The following is a 20038-nucleotide window of genomic DNA, read 5'->3' as shown; positions in this document are numbered from 1 at the left end:
CCGCCGGTCTCGTCGCGGAGGCGTTCCCGGGCGATTCCGTGGGTCGCTCGCCGCGGCGGCCCCGTCGTCCCGTATCCGGCCGGAAAGAGCTCCGGCGGGGGGCGGGGTGCTGGGCGTGGCGCGGGGCCGGCTGTAGCGTGCGCAGCGTTTCGCACCGGGACGGCCATACCCTCCAACTCCTTTACCGCACAACCTTGTTGATTGACTCCGTTCCCCGACAGGAAAGGACGGTCGAGCGATGAGACCACTGAGAAGGCCGGAGCGGCCGCGAAGACGGCGCGGGCGCCTCGGCCGGCTGCTCGGCGCCGTGGTGGCGGCCGTCGCGGCCCTGGCCGCCGTGGGCGCCGCGCCGGGCCCCGCGGCCGCGGACCGGCAGGTCCGCGCCACCGTCTTCGGCTCCTCCATCGCCGCCGCCCGCAACTACGACGGGCGCCTGGAGCTCTTCGGCACCAACAGCGGGGACGCGGTCTTCCACCGCTACCAGGGCCGCCCCGGGACCGCGTGGACGCCGTGGTACCAGTTCGACGGCGGACTGCGCGCCGTGGCCGCCGAGACCAACGCCGACGGCCGCATGGAGTTGTTCGGCGTCAACGGCGCCGGCAACATCTACCACCGTTGGCAGACCCCGGCCACCGGCACACCGTGGTCGAACTGGGAGCAGTTCGACGGCAACCTCACGTCGATCGCCGCCGCCCGCAACGCGGACGGCCGGCTGGAGATCTTCGGCAGCAACGCCGCCGGCAACGTCTTCCACCGCTGGCAGACCGCCATCGGCGGCCCCTGGTCGGCCTGGGAACAACTGGACGGCCTGGTGACGCAGGTCGCCGCCGAGACCAACGCCGACGGCCGCATCGAGCTGTTCGGCGTCAACAGTAACGGCGCGGTCTTCCACAAGTGGCAGACGGTGCTGGGCGGACTGTGGTCCCCCTGGGAGCAGCTGGACGGCACCCTCACCTCCATCGCCGCCGCCCGCAACGCCAACGGCCGGCTGGAGATCTTCGGCACCAACGGTGCCGACCAGATCTTCCACCGGGCGCAGACCGCGATCGGCGGCCCGTGGTCGGGCTGGCAGCAGATGGACGGCCTGCTGACCCAGGTCGCCGCCGAGACCAACGCCGACGGCCGCGTCGAACTCTTCGGCGTCAACCGCGGCGGCACCCCGTACCACCGCTGGCAGACGGCCATCGGCGGCCCGTGGTCGGGCTGGGAGCAGTTCGACGGCCTGCTGAGGCCCTGACGACCGTCACTTCCGCGCAGCGTGCCGCCGGGGCGAGGTCCTCGGCGGCACGTGTCCGCCCGGTGGCGGCGCGGCCCCGGCGCCGTGGTGGGCGAGCACCTCTCGGCCGTTCGCCCGCGGGGCGGGGTGTCGCCCGTGCCGCACCCCCGCGCTCACGCACCGCCGGACGCGAGGTCTCCGGCCGCGAGCAGGCGACGGAGGCGGCGGACCTCCTCGACGAGCCGGGGGACGTCCCGGCGGGCGTGGGAGATGAAGTCGGCGTTCTCGTCCCACCGTTCGTCCGCCACGTCCACGTACCGCGGCCGCTGGACCAGCGCGGCCGCCACGATCGTGCCGTGATCGAAGCCGGGCCGGCGTTCCCCGCGCCCGGTGTCGGGGGCCGTGCTGACGGCGACGAGACACATGGCGGCATCGTCGTCGAGCTGCCGTACGTGCCAGGGCCCGGGGGTCGCGGCCGCGACGCGTTCCTCGATCGCGGTCAGTTCCTCGTCGGTGAGTGCGCCGGGGTCACTCATCAGGTCGCCGTCCTCTCGTGCACGAGCAAGCCATGTCGTCCGACAGGTAACCAGAGGGCGTCGTCGGCGTCCGCGGCCGGGAGGCCGTCCGCGTCATCATGACGGGACGACGAAGCGGAGCGGTAGGGGATCGCCTGCCGGGGGAACAACAGGGCGTTCTGCTCCGTGTCGACGACGACCTCGACGACGTTGTGGTCGAGTACGGCACCGACGTCGTCCAGCCCGTTCGCGCTGATACCTCACCGAGCGCCCACAGCCTGCGAGTGGGTACCGCATCCGGATACTTCCTCCCTTGACTGGACCCGGCAAGATCCAGTACTACTTCATTATGAAGCACGTAACTAACTGTGAAGAGCTCGCCCGCGACACGGACGAGCTGCTCTATGACCCCCAAGTCCGCAGGGCCATGGCCGAGTTCGCGGCAGGGGGCGACACGCTCCGCTTGGAGGCGGCGGCCGCCGCACGTGCCGCGCACAAATCCGTCGAGCGGCTCAGCACGCACGGTTCCGAAGGCCGCGGCCTCAGCACAGGAGCGGTCGACGTCCTCGTCAGGCTGTGCACCCTCGGCGAGACCGGGGCCAATCCGGGCGACCTCGCCCGCTCCGCCGGCATGACTCCCCGCAACGCCACCGGCCTGGTCGACACGCTCGAACGCGAAGGGCTCGTGCGGCGCGACCCCGACCCGGGCGATCGGCGATCCGTCGTCGTCCGCATCACCCCCGCCGGCCTGGCGTGGCTGGACGCGTTCCGAGCGCCGACGCAGCGGGCGATGGCGGCGCTGTTCCACGGATTCACCGACACCGAACTCCGCCGGCTCCGACACCTGTGCCTACGGCTCGTTCAGAACCAGCAGCGCATTTCCGCCCACCTCACCGCCACCCAGGAGACTACGCCCGCATGACCACAGCCACGACGCGCGCCACCGTCCGGGCCTACCACCAAGCACGGTTCCGCGGCGACGTCCCCGCCGCGGCCCGAACGCTCGGCCGGCCCTTCCGCTTCCAAAGCCCCCTGCTGACCTCGGACAGCCCGCACGACCACCTCAGCGGCCTGGACACGTTCCTGGGCATCGTGACCGGCGTCGACCTGATCAGCGAACTGTACGGCGAGGCGGAAGCCACCCTGGTCTACGACGTCCACACCGCGGTCCCGGCCATCGGAACCCAGCGCACCGCCGAACACTTCCACCTCGTCAACGGCCACATTGAAACCATCCGCCTGATCTTCGACGCCACCCCCTGGCACGCCGTCATGCAGGCAGCCGCCCCGTCCTGACGCCAAACACCTCCTGGCATCCCGACGGCGCCGGCCATCAGCGATCGACCGCGAGAACGGGCGAAGCCGTGCTCGACCGGCGCACGTCCCACAGCGAGGGCGCGCCGCGCTCGCGGTCTATCTCCTCGTGCAGTCCACGGGTGCCTCCCCGCCTTCACTCCCGGCCGGTCTCGTCCTCGTCGACACCTACCACGTCACCCCGGACGACGAGGACCGGCCGTGGCTGCCGGCCATGCCCGCCCGCCCGGCCCTCGAACCGGGCGAGCGGTTCGACGCCGTGGTGGACGACACCTCCCTGGCGGCCCTGGGCGCCTACAGCCGCCCGGCCCGAGGCTGGACCCCGGAACCCATGCCGATTCCCACCCTGTTGATCCGCGCCACCCGGTCCCCGTCACCGGGCAGGGGCCGGCGGCAGACCTCCTGGCCCGCTCCGTGCACGACCGCCGATGTCCTCGGCGACCACCGGAGCGTCATCGAGGAGGAGGCACGTACCACCGCCGGAGCGATCAGCGCCTGGCTCACGGGGCCGGGTCACGCGTGACGACAGACGGTTCCGGCGGTGCGGAAGATTCTTGCCGCACACCTCTTCCGTCACTACATGCTCAACGGTCCCGCACGTGCCGCAGCGCGTGATTGCCGTACTCGACACCGGTCTACCGGCATGGCATAGTCGTTTAAGATGCATCTTGTTGGACAGAATGCGGCTTTACCGAACGTGCACGCCCAGGAAGTCGGACACATCCCGGCGTTAGGGAGCACGGTTTGCCTGTTTTAAGAAGGCGCTTGATCTCGCCCGAGGGGCGCATCTGGGATGCGGACGAAATCGTGGCCCGCGTATTAGGTGCCACCGAACTCCTCGCGCGCCGCGGTATCGGACCCGGTTCGCGGGTGATGCTGAGCGGGGCCAATTCCCAGGAATGGGTCGTCGATCTGCTCGCGCTCATTCACCTTGACGCCTCGGTGGTCCTGGCCGATCACCGAGCCACCCCGGCACAGCGATCGCAGATCAGCGCTCGGGCGCGCGTGGTGCTCGAAATGGGCGACGGGACGGGCGGCATCGCGGCGCCGCGGCCCGTATCGAACACGGCGGCCGTGCCCGATGTCGCGGCCTGGGCGCGGCGCCGGGACGCCGCGATCTCGTGGTCGTCGGGTACGACGGGCAGCCCCAAGGGCATTGTCCGCTCCGGTCGTTCGATCCTGGACAACCTCGCGCTCAGCGCGGAACGCATGGGATACCGGCCTGACGACGTCTTCCTGCCCGTCCTGCCGTACTCCCACCAGTACGGTCTGTCGCTGGTCCTCTGCTGGTGGCTGGGCGGAGGCACGCTGGTGGTCCACGGACCGACGACGCGCCTGGACCGTGCGCTCGCGGTCGGCGTGGATCACGGCCTCTCCATCGTGGACGCGGTCCCGTCGACCTATTACAGCCTGCTCAATCTGCTCGACCGTCGTCCCGCTCTCGCGAACGCGCTGGAGACGGTACGAGCCTGGTGCGTGGGCGGCGCGCCGCTGGGGCGCGGCCTGGCGGCGCGGTTCCACGCCCGCATGGGCCGGCACCTGCTCGACGGCTATGGGGCCACCGAGGTGGGAAACATCGCGCTGGCGCCCCCTGCCGATCCGGTCGGGTGCGGCACGCCGCTGCCCGGCGTGGTCGTCGAAGTCCACGACGACCACGGCAGGCCGCTTCCGAGCGGCCGGCTCGGCGAGCTCGTCGTGCGCAGCGACGGCCTGATGACCGGTCACCTGGGCGACGACGGCGAGATCGTCCCGGTTCCCGGCCCCGTCCACCGCACCGGCGACATCGGCCTGCTCGACGACGCGGGCCGCGTGTTCCCGGTCGGGCGCAAGCGCGCCGTGCACCGTGGCGGCCACACACTCTATCCCGATCACCTCGCCGAGCGGGCCGAATCGGCCGGCGCGCGGACGGAGGTCGTCGCCGTTCCGGACGAACGTCTGGGCTGCCGTCTGGTGTTCGTGATCGCGGACCCGGACGGTCACGGGCCTGCGCACTGGAAACGGGTGCTGCGGTCCGTGCTCGCCCGCTACGAGCAGCCCGACCACATCATCGTGCTTCCCGCGTTGCCTCTGACGAGCACGGGGAAGACCGACCTGGCCGTTCTGGAGAAGATCGCCATGACCTCGCTGCCCGTGTCGCACCACACGACCACCGACGTCACCGCGGCCGGCCCGGCCGTCGGCGCGCCCGACTACCGCATCCCCTTCGCCGCTCGCGTCGATGCGCTGCGCGCAGTGCGCCGGTATGTGGCCGACAACGAAGACGCGGTGATGAGGATCCTCACGGAGATCTCGCCCCACCGCACCGCCGGTGCGGAGATCCGTTCCTTCCTCGGCACCCTCGACGGAGCGGAGGAGGAGATCCGCCGGGTCCGGCCCGGCCGCGTGCCCCAGGCCGCGGTCTTCATGCCCTCCAACATCCCGCTCTATTCCTACGCGCTTTACCTGCTTGTGGCGTCCCTTTACAGCGACCGCATCGTCTTCCGGCCGTCCTCCGACATAAAAAGTCAGATCCAGCGATTACATGCCCTGCTGGCGCCGGTTCACGGCTTGCCCATCGAGATCTTCGAACTCAGCCAGCGCAAGTTCGTGACCGGGCCGGTCCGCGAGGCGGACCTCACCGTCTTCACCGGAAGTCACTCCAACGCCGAGACCGTCCGTGAAAGGCTGGAGGAAGACCAGCTCTTCCTCTTCTTCGGCCGTGGAATCAACCCCTTTGTGATCGCGCCCGACGCCGACCTCGCGCACGCCGTACACGACGTCACGAGGATACGGCTCTACAATTCGGGCCAGGACTGTTTCGGCCCCGACGTCGTGTTCGCGCCGCAGGGCCGCACCGAGGAATTCATCGACCTGCTGTCGGCTGAACTGGCTTCGCTGCGTTTCGGGCAGAACAGCGACCCTGCCGTCCACTATGGTCCGATCCACTATGACTCGGCGCTGGTGAACTGCTCGGACTACCTGGTGCGTCATGTGAGCCGCATCCGGCACGGCGGGTGCATCGATCTGCGGTCCCGCAGGATCGAACCGACCGTGCTGCTGTGGGGCTTCGACGACAAGATCCCCCTCGCCGAGATGTTCGCCCCGGTGTTCAACGTCGTGGCCTACCCCAGTGCGAGGCGGTTGCGTGAACGGTTGTCCAGCCCCTACTTCAGCGAACGCGCGCTGGGAGCGATGGTCTACGGAAACGATCCGGAGACCGTGAAAGTCCTGTCCGAGCGTCACCAGACCTGTGTCGACCACACGCTGCTCGACGCCGAGGACGGCAACCGCCCGTTCGGCGGATTCGGGATGAGGGCGAACTATCTTTCCTACGGCGGCGAGCGGCACGCCGAACCCCTGCTCATGTCGCAGGCCGTGGCGCGGAATCTCCCAACGGCCGCCCCGGCCGCGGTGGGTGGGAAGTGACCCGGGTGAGCAAACGCTACGCCGACGCCTGGTCCGCGATCGTCGACCTGCTGGTGGCGCACGAGGTGGACACCTGCTTCGGGCTGCCCGGTGACGATCTGGAGTTGCTCCGCGCCCTCGACGCCGCCGGACTGGACCTCGTGCCGTGCCGTGACCAGCGCAACGCGGTATACATGGCGACGGGTTACGCGCTGCAGTCGGGCCGGCTCGCGGTGTGCGCACTGGGCAAAGGGCCGGCTGTCACGCACGCGGCCACGGGTCTGCTCGAGGCGCGGGAGTCCGGTGCCCCGGTCCTCGTGCTCGCCGCCGGCGTGGCCGAACGGCGCCGGGGCAGCGGTGCGTTCCAGGAACTCGACCAGGTCGCCGCGACGGCGCCACTCGTGCGGTGGGCGCACCGGGTGGGTCATCCCGACCGGGTCGTCCCCGCGACGGTCACGGCGCTGACCCGAGCCGCGGGGCCGCCGTCCGGACCCGTGTACCTGGAGATACCCGACGACGTCCGTACCGCGGAGATCCTCGTCACCGGAGTGCGGCCGACACGGCCCGAACCACTGGTCCCCGAGTCCGCACCCGTCACGCCGGGACCGGCACTGGCGGTGATCCGCGCGAGCCGGCGTCCGGTGGTGCTGGTGGGCGGCGGAATGCGGCACCGCAACGACGACGGGGTGGTCGAGCGCTTCGCCGAACGTCTGGGCGCGGCGCTCTTCACCACCGCGTCCGGCCGCGGTGCCGTCGACGAGCGCCACCCCTTGTTCTGCGGCGTGGCCGGCCTCTACGCCGCGGCCCCCGCCCGTGAGGTGTGGTCGTCCTGTGACCTGGTGGTGTCGCTCGCCGGGCGACTCGAGGAGACCGTCGTCGAAGGCGGAACGCCGTGGCCCCCGGTCCCGGTGGTGCAGGTCAACATCGATCCGGGCGGGCTGTCGGCCGAGTTCCCGGGCCCGCGCGTGCTCGGGGACGCCCGGCACGCCGTGCTCGGCTGGGCGCGGGCGCTGGACGAGGACGGCAAGGCCGAGCACGCGGACGCGACCGAGGCGTGGACGCACGAGATCGCCGCCGCCCGCGAGGCCATGTCGCTCGAAGTGGAAGCGGAACTGGCCCGCGCGGCGGCGCTGCCGGGGATCCGCATCGCCGAGCTGCTCGCCGCGCTCGATGCCACCGCCGGCGAGCCCCGCGTGCTCGTCCAGGAGAACGGGCTGCAGGACATGTGGTCCTACGGCTTCCCCTTCCGCGTCGGGGGCGGGTCCATCGTGCCGTCGGAGCAGACCCCGTTGGGCTTCGGGGCGGCCGCGGCCATCGGGGTCAAGCGGGCCGCCCCGGACCACGAGGTCACCGCGTTCGTCGGGGACGGGGCGTTCCTCGCGGCCCGCGCGGACATCGCCGTCACCGCTCCGGCTCACGGCGGCGTGCTGTACGTGGTGCTGTGCAACGGCGGCTACGGCTGGCTGGACGCCCAACGCGCCCGCCTCGGCCTCGACGCCGAACGCCACCCCTTCACCCGCCCGGGCGCGCCACCGCCCGTGGTGGACGGGCCGGACATCCACTGTCACGTGCTGCGCGACAAAGCCGCGCTGACCGATGAGATTCTCGCCGCGCGGCGGTTCTGCTCACGGGGAGGCACGGCTGTGCTCATGGTGCCGGTCGCCCCCGATGACGTCCTTCCGGCCCTCCGCGACGCCGGGGTGGTTCCCCAGTGACGGAGCGAGCCGGCGCCGGGCGTGGCCGGGGCCGTCGCCGGGTGATGGTCACCGGGTACGGGGCGGTGACGCCGCTGGGTCACAGCGTCGACGAGACATGGGCGGCGATGCTGGCCGGGCGCAGCGGCATCGACACCGTGGACGCGATCGACGTGACCGGTCTCGGGGTCCGGATCGGCGGCCAGGTCCGCGGGTTCACCCCCGGCCGCTACATGCCCCCGACGGTCAGCCGTCGCGCCGACCCGTACGCGCAGTACGCCCTCGCCGCGGCGCTGGAGGCCTGCGAGCATGCCGGACTCGTCGTCGACGACCGCCTGGCGCCACGGGTCGCCGTGATCATCGGCAGTGGCTACGGCCCGGTGGGGTCGATCTACCGCGCCGCGAACACGCTGCGCGACAAAGGGCCGCGGGCCATCAGCCCGTTCACCCAGGTCACGACCGCCATGGACAGCGCTGTCGGCGAGATCAGCATGCGTCTCGGCACGCAGGGGCCCAGCCGTGCCCAGAGCACGGCGTGCGCCAGCGGCGCCGACGCGGTGGGCGCGGGAATGCGCATGATCAGCCATGGGGAGGCCGACATCGTCCTCGCCGGCGGCGCCGACGCCTGCGTCACCGCCGTCGACCTCGCGGGCAGCGGCAACGCCCGCGCGCTGTCCCGGCGCAACGACGCCCCGACCGCGGCATGCCGGCCGTTCGACGCGCGCCGCGACGGGTTCGTGATGAGCGAGGGAGCCGCCGTGGTGGTGTTGGAGGCCGCCGAGGCGGCCGACAGGCGAGGGGCGACGGTCATGGCCGAACTCACGGGTTACGGAGCGAGTTCCGACGCCCATCACTGGACCGCCCCGCATCCGGAGGGGCGGGGCGCGTGCCTTGCCGTCGAGGCAGCGCTGCGCGACGCGGGGATCACGGGGGCGGACGTGGACTACGTCAACGCGCACGGCACCGGAACGCTGCTGAACGACGCCACCGAAACGGCCGTCCTGCGCAAGGTGCTGGGCGATCGTGTCACCCACATCCCGGTCAGCTCCACCAAGTCCATGACCGGGCACATGATCGGTGCCGCCGGAGCGGTCGAGCTCGTGGTGTCGATCCAGACCCTCCGCACGGGTGACGTCCCGCCGACGATCAACTGCGACGAGCCGATCGACCCTGACATCAACTTCGTGCCGCACCGGACACAGCACCACGAGCGTATGCGGATCGCTCTCAGCAACTCGTTCGGCTTCGGCGGCCACAATGCCGCTCTCGTGGTCCGAGCGGTATGAGGTTCCGTCACGTGAACCGTCTTCCGGAAGCGGCCCCGAGCCCCGCCACCGTCACCCGCAGTGGGCCGCTGACCTGGGTCCAGCAGTGGCACTGGTTCGAGCGCACCATTCCCTCGGCACGGCGGGTGAACCCGACGCCGCTCGCCGACCACTGCCACGTCCCGCCCTCGGCAACCCTCGCCGATGTCCACGCGGCGCTCACGTCCCTCACCGCCCGCCACGAGGCGCTGCGCACCTCTGTCGACCCGCTCCGCCCGGTACAGCACGTCCACCGCGCGGACTGGGCCCCGTTGCCGGTCGACCACGTCGACGTTCCCGGCGTCGACGCCGACACCCTGGAAGCCGCCACAGCGGCGCTGGCCGCCCGCCCGATCGATCCCGAGCGGAATCCGCCCTGGCAGGCCAGGGTGCTGCTCAAGGCGGGAAAACCGTGTGCGGTGGTGGTGGCCGCACATCACGTGGTGATCGACGGATGGGGGCTGGCGGTACTGATCGACCAACTGCACGGCCGACTGCGCGGCGACGACCCGCCGGTGGAGCCAACCCCGCACCCGCTCGACACGCTCGCCGCCCAGCCCCCGGACCGCGCCCGCGCAGCGGAGCGCGAGTGGCTCACGCGCCTGGCGAGCAACCCGACGGGCCTGCTGGCCCCGTTCGGCGGGACCGGCGACGGCGCCGGGCGCCACCGCCTCCAGTACTGCTCGGCGGGTGCGTACGAGGACCTCGACCGCGTCGCCCGGCGATATCGGGCCAGCCCGGAAGCCGTTGTGCTCGCAGCACTGGCCCACGACGTCGCCACCCGCACCGGCGAACACCGGTTCCTCGCGTCCGTGGTGGTCTCCAACCGAGCCCGGGCCGCTCTGCGGAACAGCATCGGCGTCCGGGCCCTGACGGTCCCGGTACAGATCGCACTCCGCCCGGGCGCGGGGTTCGGCGAGGTGGTCGACTCGGTCACCGCCGCCTGCGCCTCCGCCTACCGGCACGGTCAGTGGCGCCCGGCGGAACTGGTGGCCGCCCAGGCACGCATGGACCGTGGCCGCGGCGTCGTGACCGTACCCACCATCGAATACAACTGCTACTCGTGGCCGCGCGACTACCTGGTCCCCGCGCGGAACACTCCGCCGGACGGGCCCGCCACCTGGATCAGCAGCGCGCCCGACGAGCCCTGCGACACGCTCTACGTCGACCTCGCCCTCGACGCGCGGGTCGTGACCCTCGACGTCACCGTCGGGGATCACCTGCTCGACGCCGAGCAGGCCGTGGCGTTGCCCGCCCGTCTGTGCGGTTTCCTGCGCGCGGTCGCCGACGGTGCCGAGTGCCCGGTTCCGGCACGCCCGCTCACACCGGCGGCCTCCGGATGGTGGCGCGCCCCGCAGGGGTGGACGTGCTTGACCAAGGTCGAAGACGTGTTACGCCGCCATCCCGGAGTGCTCGACGTGACGGTGGCGCCCAGCGGGGACGCCGCGGGAGAAGGGGACGCCGCGGGAGAGGGCGACGAACCACATCTGGTCGCGCACGCCCGCACCGCCTCTGGTGTCACCCCGGGCGACTTGCACCGCCACGTCCTGGACCACCTCGGCGAAGTGCCCGGTCTCGTGGCCCCGGGCCGCTACGTCCTGTCCCCGGCCGGCCTCGGATCCGGCCGGCCGTCCGACCGGTCCCGCACCGCCACCTGCGGCACGGGAACCCCGCGGGTGCCGTCGCGCCCGCCCGCGACGGGCGCCGAACGGGCTCTGGCCGCGGCCGTGGCCGCTGTCGCACCCGATGGTCCGCCGGTCGGCGCCCTGTACAGCCCTGATGCCGTGGACATGAACCGTTGCCTCGCCGACCACGGAGTCACCCTGGTCGCCATTCCCCGTCTGCTGGCGCTGCTCCACCAGTCCGGCTTCACCGGGATCGCGTCGGACGAACTGGCCGGAACCGCCTCGCTCGGCCACCTCGCCGCAGCCCTGGAGCCCTTACCGCCCCGCGCCCAACATGGAGGAGAAGCCTCGCCGTGACCGCGTCCCGCAGCACCGCACCGTCCGTGGACCGCCTGGCCCCGTGGGGCTTCGCCGCCTTCGTCGAGGCGAACACGCACGACACGGCATACCGCCCGCCGGTGGTGGACGGTCCCGTCGGGCCGACCATCGTCCGCAACGGCCGCGAACTGGTGAACTTCGCCAGCATCAGCTTCCTCGATCTGGAGCGCCACGTCCCGGTACGGCGTCATTTCGCCGAGGGCGCGCTCGCCCACGGCCTGAGCACCAGCGGATCCAGGATGACCCAGGGGATCTGCCGCCCGCACCAGGCGCTGGAGGAGACGATCGCCCGCCACACCGGCAAGGAGCAGGCCATCAGCTTCGCCACGGGGCTCCTGGCCAACATCGGGTTCGTCCACGCCATGAGCAGCTCCGCGCACTTCGACGCCGGGATCGAAGTCCGCAATCGCGACACCGTCTTCGTCGTCGACCGCGACGTCCACTGGAGCATCTGGAAAGGCGTCGAGGGACTCGACTACGGCCGCAACGTCCACGCGTTCCGGCACAACGACGTCTCCGACCTGACACGCATCCTGAACCGGACCCGGGCCCGCAAGACCGTGGTGATCGCCGAGAGCATCTATTCGGCCGACGGCACCATGGGGCCGATCGTGGAGATTCTCGACGAGTGCGACCGGCACGGCGCCATCAGCATGATCGACGATGCGAACGGCTTCATGGTCTACGGGCCCGAGCACCGCCCGTACGCGCGGGAAGCGGCCGCGATCCGGGAGCGAGCCGACTTCGTCATGGTGTCGCTGTCGAAAGCCGTCGGTCTGGAAGGCGGCGCGATCGCCGGACCGGCGGTGGCCATCGACGCCTTCGAACTGCTCTCCGGCACCTCGATGTTCACGGCCGCCATCCAGCCGCCCACCGCCTACGCCGCCGAGCGCACGATCGACGTCCTCGCGGGCAAACCGGAAATCGTCGACGACTACCTGGCGCACGCCGACCGCCTTCGCCGGCAGATGCACGAGGCCGGCACGCCGACGACGCCGACCGAGTCGTACATGCTCTCGGTGCCGATCGGGAACGACGCCGCCGCCCTGCAGATGAGGGAGTGGTTCGTCGAGGACGGCTACCTCGTACCGGTCTTCTCCTACCCGGCCGTCGCACGGAACGAGGCGCTCCTGCGCCTGTTCCCGCACGCGGGCCACACCGAGGAGCAGATGGACGGCTTCCTGCGCACCCTCCTCGCCTACCGACGGCGCCTCGGGCTCTGACATCGACCCCGTCCTCAGAAGGAGGTACCCGTGGTGAACACCACCGACATCCTCGACGCCCTCGCCAAGATCGTCGAAGAGGTCACCGGCATCGACTCCGCCCAGGTGACCACCGAGAAGTCCTTCACCGACGACCTCGACATCGACTCCCTCTCGATGGTGGAGATCACCGTGCAGCTCGAGGACAGCTTCGAGGTGAAGATCCCCGACGATCAAGCCGCGGAGCTGAGGACCGTCGGCGACGTGGTGGGCTACGTCGCCGACCACCACAGGGCCGGGCGACCGTGAGCGTCCTGGACCGCTTCCGGCTCGACGGTCGCGTCGCCGTCGTCACCGGCGCCTCCTCGGGGCTGGGGATCGCCTTCGCCACCGCGGTGGCCGAGGCCGGCGCCGACGTCGTGCTCGGGGCGCGGCGCGTCGAGAGGCTGGAGGCCGTGCGCACGGCCGTCGAGAAGCTCGGCCGCCGGGCCGTCGCCGTGCGTACCGACGTCGCCAAGCCGGAGGACTGCCGGGCGCTGGTCGACGCGGCTGTGCACGCGTTCGGCCGGGTGGACATTCTTGTCAACAACGCCGGTATCAGCAGTGAACAACCCGCGGCGGAGGAGACACCGGAACAGTTCCGCGAGGTCATCGACATCAATCTCAACGGCTCCTACTGGATGGCCCAGGCCGCGGGTGCGGTGATGCAGCCCGGCAGCGCCATCGTCAACGTGTCGAGCATCCTCGCGCTGGTCACCGGCGGTCTGCCGCAGGCCGCCTACTCGGCGTCGAAGGCCGGGATCCTCGGGCTCACCCGCGATCTCGCCCAGCAGTGGACCCCCGGCAAGGGCATCCGCGTGAACGCCCTCGCGCCGGGCCTCTTCACCTCCGCGATGACCGACGGCTATGCCGAGGGTTACCTGGAGGCGATGATGCCGCGGGTGCTCTCGGGCCGCATCGGGCAGCCCGAGGAGCTCGCCGCGGCTCTGGTCTTCCTCGTCTCCGACGCGGCGTCCTACATCACCGGCGCCACCCTGACGGTGGACGGCGGCACGCACATCGCCTAGGGCAGCCCGATCGCCAGCGGGGAAGCACCCCGCGGCGGCGAGCTCCGTCGGCCGAGCAGCACGTCCCAACGGAATCCGCGAGTGGATGCGTTCATGTTGTTGATCAGTGAGCGATGGGGTCATGTCCGCCCCGGTGCAGCCGGGCGCGACCACGCCGGCGGTGACGTCGCAGGCCCGGAGCCGGATCCGGCGGGCCATTCGCACGGGACCGGTCCACGCGGCGGCCCGGGGAGCCGGCCGTGACGACGGAACCGACCGCCCGTTCCCTTCGGCGCGAACCGCTCGGCGATCCCCAGCTGCGCCGCCTGGTCGTGGGCCAGGGGCTGGCGGCCGTGGTCGATGCGCTGTTCATCGTATGGCTCACGCTCTTCGTGCTGGAGCTGTCGGAACCCGGCGTCGCCACGGGGCTCGTGCTCGTGGCCGTGGCGCTGCCGCGGGCGGCGCTCCTGCTTCCCGCGGGAGTGCTGGTCGACCGCCTCGGTCCCGCCCGCGTCATGGCGGGCGCCTCCTGGCTCCGGGTCGCCGTCCTGCTCGCCCTCGGCGCCCTGGTCACCTTCACCTCGCCATCGGTGACGACGGTCGCGCTGCCCGGCGGGCTGCTCGGCGCCGCCGACGCCGCGTACTTCCCGGGGGCCCTGGCGTTGCTGCCCGCCATCGTGCCGACGGAGAAGCTCTCCCGGGTCAACGCGCTGGTGCAGGGCGCGGAGTCGGGGGGCGATCTGGTCGGCCCGGCAGTGGCCGCCGGAGCCATCGCCGCGGTCGGCTTCGGTGCGACGCTCGGCGGGATAACGGCGTTGGCCGCATTGGCCGCCGTCGCCCTCGGCACGCTCGTCCGCGTGGTACGACGTGGCGAAGGTGCCGGGGACGACGCCGGTCCGGACGCCGTCGGCGACGAGCGGCTCAGCAGTGCACGTGCCCTCGGCGCGGGCTTGGGATACGCCTGGCATGAACCGCTGGTGCGAGGAATGCTGGCGGCTGTCGCCCTGATCAACCTTGCGGTCGTGGGCCCCGTGCTCGTGGGTGGCGCGGTGCTCGCCGATCAACGCCTCGGTGGCGCGGGGTCCCTGGGCGTCGTGCTCTCCGGCTTCGGCGTCGGCTCACTGGCCGGCTCGCTCATGGCCGGGTGGCGGCCGCCGGCCCGGCGCGGCTGGACCGTGGTCGGCGGAGTCGCGGCGATCGGCGCGGGCATGGCCGGACTCGCCGCCGTCACCCAGGTCGTCGCCGCCACGGCGGTCGTCTCACTCATCGGCATCGGGTCCGCGTTTCTCGGCGTGGTCGTCGTGGCCACTCTGCAGGAGCGAGTGCCTGAGCGACTGCTGGGCCGGGTCATGAGCCTCGTCGTGCTGGCAACGGTGGCGTTGGACCCGTTCTCCTACGTGGTCGCCGGCGCCCTGCTCCCGTTCGGCACGACGACGCTGTTCCTGATCTGTGGCAGCGCCGTCCTGGCATGCGCCGGCCTCGTCGCCGCGAGCCCGGCGATCCGCTCCCTGCGCTGACCGTGTCGATCGCGGCGCGCGGACCCCGCCGGGCTTCGGCGGGGAGCCCCTCGGCGAGGGGCGGATGCTCGTCGTGCGGCCTCGCAGGCGAAGGCGTGCCAGGCCGCACGTCGGGTCGGGGTGACCGGTTACGGTACGCCGGTGACGAGTCGCCATGATGCGGCTGTGGAGATCCTCCGGGGTCTATCGGGTCCTGAAGCGGCGGTGGAGGTTTCGTGCCACGTATACGCCCGGGCCGCCGAAGCCGACGATGTCGGCGCGTCCCTCGCCGGTGATGTCGGCGAGGAAGCGGGGGTGGCGGTCGACCCGCCAGGCGCCGGCGTCGTCGTGGTACCCGAACCCGCGGCACACCAGCTGAGCCCGCTCGAACCGGCCGTCGCCGCAGCTGTGCGACACCCACACCCCCTCGTCGCCGAAGCCGACGATGTCCGGGTTGCCGTCGCCGGTGACGTCGGCGAGGAAGCGGAGGTGCCTCTTGCTCGTCCAGCCCTGGGCGGGCCCGAAGTCGTTCAGGACGAGCTTGGCGGGCTCGAACGTGCCGTCGCCGCGCCCGCGTGAGACGACCACGCCCTGCGGGCCGAACCCGACGATGTCCACTGCTCCGTCACCGGTGGTCCTGAGCAGGAACCGCGGGTGCTCCTCGACCGAACTCCACCCCTGATCGACCCCGAAGTCGCCCAGGACGTAGAGGGGTTCGGGGAACGTGCCGTCCTCGTCCTGGAGTGACACCCAGACACCGTCGTCATGGAAGCCGACAATGTCGGCGCGTCCGTCACCGGTGGTCTCGGCGAGGAAGCGGGGATGCCTGTCGGCCAGCCAGCCACCCGCTTCTTCGTCGTGGCCGAACGCCCGGAGAACCGGCTCGTCGGTCAGCGGTGCGAACGAGCCGTCCTCGTCCTGGAGGGACACCCACACACCGTCGTCGTGGAAGCCGACGACATCGAGCCTGCCATCGCCGGTGGTGTCGACGAGGAAGCGAGGGTGCTGGTCGGCCAGCCAGCCGCCGGCCTGGTCGCCGTGGCCGAACGCTTTGACGACGGGCTCACCGCCCGGGGGCGGATACGTTCCGTCCTCTGCTCGAGGGTGCACCCGGACGCCATCGGCGGACAGCACGACGATGTCGGGCCTGCCGTCGCCCGTCATGTCCGCGAGGGTCCACAGGTCCGCGGGACTCGGGGAGGGCGCGGGTGGGTGCAGGACGCGCTCGTCGTCGTCGAATGTGCCGTCACCTTGGCTGGACGACGTCACCACGCCCTTCGCGGGCTTGAGCCCGACGATGTCCGCCCGTCCGGATCCCGTGATGTCGGTGAGAAACCGCGCACCGAGCCCGGCCCACCAGGTGGGCTGCCCGCTGGGAGAGCGGTTGGCTCCGCCGCTTTTCCAGCCGCCGGCGTCCTGGTCGCTTCCGAACCGCTGAAGGACCAGCAGCATGTCGCTGAAGGAGGGCGCTGCTCCGGGTGCCGGCCGCAGCGCGCCGGAGGGAGCCAGCCGCCAGGACTGGCGACTGTTCCAGTGGCTCAGGGACGACCAGCGCAGCACCTGGTCGCTGGTGCGCTCGGGCTCGGCCGGGACGAGGCGCCACCGCTGGTTCCGAGCGCTGTCGTCGTACGCACGCAGGACGATCCGGGTGTCGCCCGGGCCGGGGTCGTCGAGGTCGAGGACCGCGTCATCGGTCGCGCTCTCGATGAAGTGGAGGCCCGCTTCCCCTTCGACGGGGACAAGGCGCCACTGCTGGGCCTGGTTGTTGCCGGCGGCGGCGTTCGCCTGGCGGACGCCGCGGTCTGCGGCGGCGGGGTTGTCGAACACCTTGCCGCTGACCGCGTTGCGGATCACATATGTCTGCTCGTCCCGCGCGGGCTGCACGGGGATGAACTGCCACTCCTCCGGGCTCGGGCCGTCGTCGGGGACGTCGCGGACGACGAGCGCCCCGTCCGCGGCCGGCGCGGCCTTGGCGGCGAGGGCCTTCCCCGTGGCGGCGTTGACGATCTGAAGCTTCACTTCTTCCGTGGGCACGGGCATCGGTCTGCCTCTTCCAGGCGGTTGGGGCATGAGCTCGGGACGAGGGCGGCGCGGCAGTGGCCGCCGGTCATGTGAAGACGTGGTGGTAGGGGACGCTCCACTCGTTGGGTAGCCGCGGGTAGAAGGTGTTGATGACCGTCCCGGTGAAGTCTCCGCCCCAGTTGTAGGTGAGGCGCACTTCGCTGTCGGCCGCCACCGCGTGGTCCTTGAACCCGAGGATGGCGTCGGGGTGGGTGATCGGCACGAACGTGATCCCGCCCCACGGCGTCACCGTGACGACCCACAGCTGGCTGTCCTCGGGCGCGCCGTTCTTCCCGCGCCACTTGTCGCCCACCTTGTCGGGCAGGCCCACCTGGACGGTGTCGGCCGTGCTCTGGGGAGCCTCCTGGTGGACGGTGATGCGCCTGCGCTGCGGCTTGGGCGCGCCGTCGTCGCCGCGGCCGTCGTCGGCCTGGCTCACTCCCGCGGGTTGGGGCGAGACCTGGCCCGCGGCGCTCTCGATGAAGTACAGCGGTCGCTGTCCGAAGAAGCCGGCGGGGGTGATGTACCAGAGGTGGCCCTTCGCCTCCTTGGTGGCCGGGTCGAGCGCGGTGGCCAGTTTGACCCCCTTGTCGTGGCTCGCCTCGGCCAGCTCGGTCGGCCGGAGGTAGCCGCCGTTGAAGGCGTGGACGAGCATGACCGGACGATTTTCGACCAGTGCCGCCACGATCGCGTTGTCGTAGCTGTTCACCGCCACCGGCCCGCCGACCACCAGGTTCGACATGACCGTGCGTTCTTGGGTGTACATCGCGGAAACCTCACCTGTTCTGAATGGGAGAACAACGGGTCGGACGCTCGGTGCAGTGGCCTGTCGCGCGGTATCTCCGCATACTCGACCGCATTCGATGGAAACGGCTCCAAAACCGATTGGACACCTCGTCCGCAGCGGCGGTCAAGGCCGCGGAATCGACAGGAAAGAAGATTCCGGAAGTCTTCGATCGGGCAATCGTCAGGTCCCAAGTTACCTTATATCTCAGGCGAGTTGTGATAGTGCCCGAGCCCTGTCACTCGATTGAGCACATAATAAGGAGACACCCTTCCCGGGAGTGCGGAGCCCGTGCTAGCTTCGCGTTTCGGAACGTACGCATGGCCTCGCTTGCATTTCACCGGGCAGTATTCGGCCAGATTAGTCGAGGGCGGGAAATGTCTTCCAACGCGTACAACCTGGATCGGGCCAAGCGCCAGCCGCTGACGAAGAAGAACCTGCGGGAGCTCAACATCGAGCAGACCTGGCAGGCCATCCTGAACGACCCCAACCTGGTCTACGTCGACGACTACGGTGTGCGGCACAAGCCCGTCGGTTTCTCCGTGAACAAGTCGAGCTTCGGCGCCTTCCCCGGCTCCGCCTTCCAGCTGGGATGGATCGCCTACATGAACCTGGGGGAGCCGCTGATCGAGGAACGGTGCGATATCGGCCAGCCCCCGCCCGACACGTTCTCCTCGCGCGCCTACGTCAACCGCAGCCAGGCGTCTGCGATGACCTTCACCGACTCGGTCGATTTCACCGTGTCGAACGGGATCACGTGGTCGCTCCAGGGGACGGCCCAGCTCACCTTCGGCGGCAGCGTCAGCGCGCAGCTGCAGTTGCAGTTGCAGAACACGCTCCGGATGGACCTCCAGGCGCAGCTTCAGACACAGCTCCAGAACGAGGTGGCGGCCAGGAACACCAACACGGCCACCAACAAGAACAGCAAGGACAACGTCGGAGTGGACAACGCCAACGGCACCGAGATGGGCATGCGGAACGCGATGACGAACTCCGCGGCGAATACGATGACGCACTCGGTGGGCTTCAATACCACGGGCACCGCCACCGGCACCGCGACGCTCAACGCACAGCTGATGCTGGGCATCACGGCCTCCGTCGGCGGCTCCCTGAACACCAGCTGGACCTCGCGATCGCAGATTTCCGGCCAGGTCCCGCCGAGCTCCCGTGTGCAGACGATCGCCACGCAGCGGCGTTGCCGCAAGCAGTACTGCTACGAGATCCCGGTGACCTTCTCCGGGCTGATCGCGGTGAAGTACGACGTGCCGGTGGCGGTCCTCTCTCCCCCTCAGTCCGGGGACCATCCCGGCCTCGACCGGGTGGTCGCCCGCCCCATCGGCGACCTCGACCTGGCGGGCGGCGGCTTCCGCATGATGGGGCTGGCCGAGGTCGTCTCCGCCCTGGAGGTCCACCACACGATGTTCGACGGCGAGAGCCTGACCGACAGCCAACGGGCACTGCACAAGCAGTCTTGACCGGGCGAACGACGACGACCAGGGGTGACGACCATGGTGTTCGGCAACATCTTCGACTTCGCGGGCAAAGGCGCGGGGCTTTTCTCGGTGACCACCGATGGCGACAAGCCGCAGCCGGGGGCGGGTGTCGACTTCGAAGACGCCGGCGACGACACGTACGACGACACGAGCACGAGCCTGTTCAACAGCGCCATCCACGGGGCTTCCTCCCGGGCGAAGGTCGTGCGGGAGACGTCGCCCGAAGCGCGGGCCGTCCTGGGCTTCCTCGGCTCCTTCATCCGGACCACCCAGGCGTCAGCCGATGCGCAGTCCGAGTACGCCAAGGATTCCGGCTCGGTGTCCACGGCGGCGGCCGCCGGCATGCGGGCATCGAGCACGACGGTGACGGGGCACCCCGACCTTCAGAAGAATCAGGACCTGGGGGACAAGCCGAAGAGCGATTACCCCAAGGCCCCCAAGGCCCCCGAAGCGCCCAAGGCACCCGAAGCCCAGGCGCCCAAGGCGACCGCCGAGAAACCGTCCCGTTTCGAGTCCGAGTAAGGCC

The 20038-nt window shown here is 70.9% G+C and carries 17 protein-coding genes; 14 read left to right on the top strand and 3 right to left on the bottom strand.

Features of this window, described 5'->3' with window-relative positions; genetic code table 11:
• Window positions 1-238 precede the first annotated feature (238 nt).
• Window positions 239-1237 (top strand): tectonin domain-containing protein, encoded by a 999-nt coding sequence (locus ACH4PU_RS29975; RefSeq protein ID WP_398278836.1) that lies wholly within the window; start codon window positions 239-241, stop codon window positions 1235-1237.
• A 152-nt stretch (window positions 1238-1389) separates the two neighbouring features.
• On the opposite strand, the gene ACH4PU_RS29970 is transcribed toward ACH4PU_RS29975, so the two are convergent.
• Window positions 1390-1752: a hypothetical protein gene (locus ACH4PU_RS29970; protein ID WP_398278833.1), complete on the bottom strand. Its 363-nt coding sequence runs from the start codon at window positions 1750-1752 to the stop codon at window positions 1390-1392.
• Between the two features lie 292 nt (window positions 1753-2044).
• On the opposite strand from ACH4PU_RS29970, the gene ACH4PU_RS29965 reads away from it, so the two are divergent.
• The 11 genes from ACH4PU_RS29965 to ACH4PU_RS29915 all read left to right on the top strand — a co-directional run bounded on the left by ACH4PU_RS29965 (window position 2045) and on the right by ACH4PU_RS29915 (window position 15195).
• Entirely contained in the window at window positions 2045-2653 is a 609-nt protein-coding gene (locus ACH4PU_RS29965; protein ID WP_398278830.1) for a MarR family winged helix-turn-helix transcriptional regulator, read from the top strand.
• The gene (locus ACH4PU_RS29960; protein WP_398278827.1) at window positions 2650-3027 is read left to right on the top strand and encodes a hypothetical protein; all 378 of its coding nucleotides are present in this window, start codon (window positions 2650-2652) and stop codon (window positions 3025-3027) included. The genes ACH4PU_RS29965 and ACH4PU_RS29960 overlap by 4 nt, the downstream gene beginning before the upstream one ends.
• A gap of 127 nt (window positions 3028-3154) precedes the next feature.
• Window positions 3155-3568, top strand: a complete 414-nt coding sequence (locus ACH4PU_RS29955; protein ID WP_398278824.1) for a hypothetical protein — start codon at window positions 3155-3157, stop codon at window positions 3566-3568.
• Window positions 3569-3810: 242 nt separating this feature from the next.
• Window positions 3811-6450 (top strand): aldehyde dehydrogenase family protein, encoded by a 2640-nt coding sequence (locus ACH4PU_RS29950; protein WP_398278821.1) that lies wholly within the window; start codon window positions 3811-3813, stop codon window positions 6448-6450.
• Window positions 6451-6455: 5 nt separating this feature from the next.
• On the top strand, window positions 6456-8144 hold the full coding sequence (locus tag ACH4PU_RS29945) for a thiamine pyrophosphate-binding protein (RefSeq protein WP_398278818.1): 1689 nt from the start codon (window positions 6456-6458) through the stop codon (window positions 8142-8144).
• On the top strand, window positions 8141-9409 hold the full coding sequence (fabF, locus tag ACH4PU_RS29940; RefSeq protein ID WP_398278815.1) for a beta-ketoacyl-ACP synthase II: 1269 nt from the start codon (window positions 8141-8143) through the stop codon (window positions 9407-9409). The genes ACH4PU_RS29945 and fabF overlap by 4 nt, the downstream gene beginning before the upstream one ends.
• An 11-nt stretch (window positions 9410-9420) precedes the next feature.
• A complete protein-coding gene (locus ACH4PU_RS29935) occupies window positions 9421-11409 on the top strand; it encodes a condensation domain-containing protein (protein ID WP_398278813.1) in 1989 nt (662 codons plus the stop codon).
• Entirely contained in the window at window positions 11406-12653 is a 1248-nt protein-coding gene (locus tag ACH4PU_RS29930; RefSeq protein ID WP_398278811.1) for an aminotransferase class I/II-fold pyridoxal phosphate-dependent enzyme, read from the top strand. The genes ACH4PU_RS29935 and ACH4PU_RS29930 overlap by 4 nt, the downstream gene beginning before the upstream one ends.
• 30 nt (window positions 12654-12683) lie before the next feature.
• On the top strand, window positions 12684-12941 hold the full coding sequence (locus ACH4PU_RS29925) for an acyl carrier protein (RefSeq protein ID WP_398278809.1): 258 nt from the start codon (window positions 12684-12686) through the stop codon (window positions 12939-12941).
• Entirely contained in the window at window positions 12938-13699 is a 762-nt protein-coding gene (locus tag ACH4PU_RS29920; RefSeq protein WP_398278806.1) for an SDR family NAD(P)-dependent oxidoreductase, read from the top strand. The genes ACH4PU_RS29925 and ACH4PU_RS29920 overlap by 4 nt, the downstream gene beginning before the upstream one ends.
• 239 nt (window positions 13700-13938) lie before the next feature.
• On the top strand, window positions 13939-15195 hold the full coding sequence (locus tag ACH4PU_RS29915; protein ID WP_398278803.1) for an MFS transporter: 1257 nt from the start codon (window positions 13939-13941) through the stop codon (window positions 15193-15195).
• A gap of 183 nt (window positions 15196-15378) precedes the next feature.
• Here the strand turns inward: ACH4PU_RS29915 and ACH4PU_RS29910 are convergent, their stop codons facing one another.
• Window positions 15379-17214, bottom strand: coding sequence for an FG-GAP-like repeat-containing protein (locus ACH4PU_RS29910; protein ID WP_398278800.1), 1836 nt, complete (start codon window positions 17212-17214; stop codon window positions 15379-15381).
• Window positions 17215-17281: 67 nt separating this feature from the next.
• Window positions 17282-18001 carry a hypothetical protein gene (locus ACH4PU_RS29905; protein ID WP_398278797.1) on the bottom strand — a complete coding sequence of 240 codons (720 nt, stop codon included), beginning with the start codon at window positions 17999-18001 and terminating at the stop codon, window positions 17282-17284.
• A 395-nt stretch (window positions 18002-18396) separates the two neighbouring features.
• On the opposite strand from ACH4PU_RS29905, the gene ACH4PU_RS29900 reads away from it, so the two are divergent.
• Together ACH4PU_RS29900 and ACH4PU_RS29895 are read left to right on the top strand one after the other, a co-directional pair.
• Window positions 18397-19494, top strand: coding sequence for a hypothetical protein (locus ACH4PU_RS29900; protein WP_398278794.1), 1098 nt, complete (start codon window positions 18397-18399; stop codon window positions 19492-19494).
• 33 nt (window positions 19495-19527) lie between these two features.
• Complete coding sequence (locus ACH4PU_RS29895) at window positions 19528-20034, top strand: hypothetical protein (RefSeq protein WP_398278791.1); 507 nt, start codon at window positions 19528-19530, stop codon at window positions 20032-20034.
• Window positions 20035-20038 lie beyond the last annotated feature (4 nt).

The organism is Streptomyces sp. NPDC021100, assembly GCF_044333095.1.
Taxonomy (GTDB): Bacteria; Actinomycetota; Actinomycetes; order Streptomycetales; family Streptomycetaceae; genus Streptomyces.
This window is presented reverse-complemented; position numbering and strand designations above follow the sequence as displayed.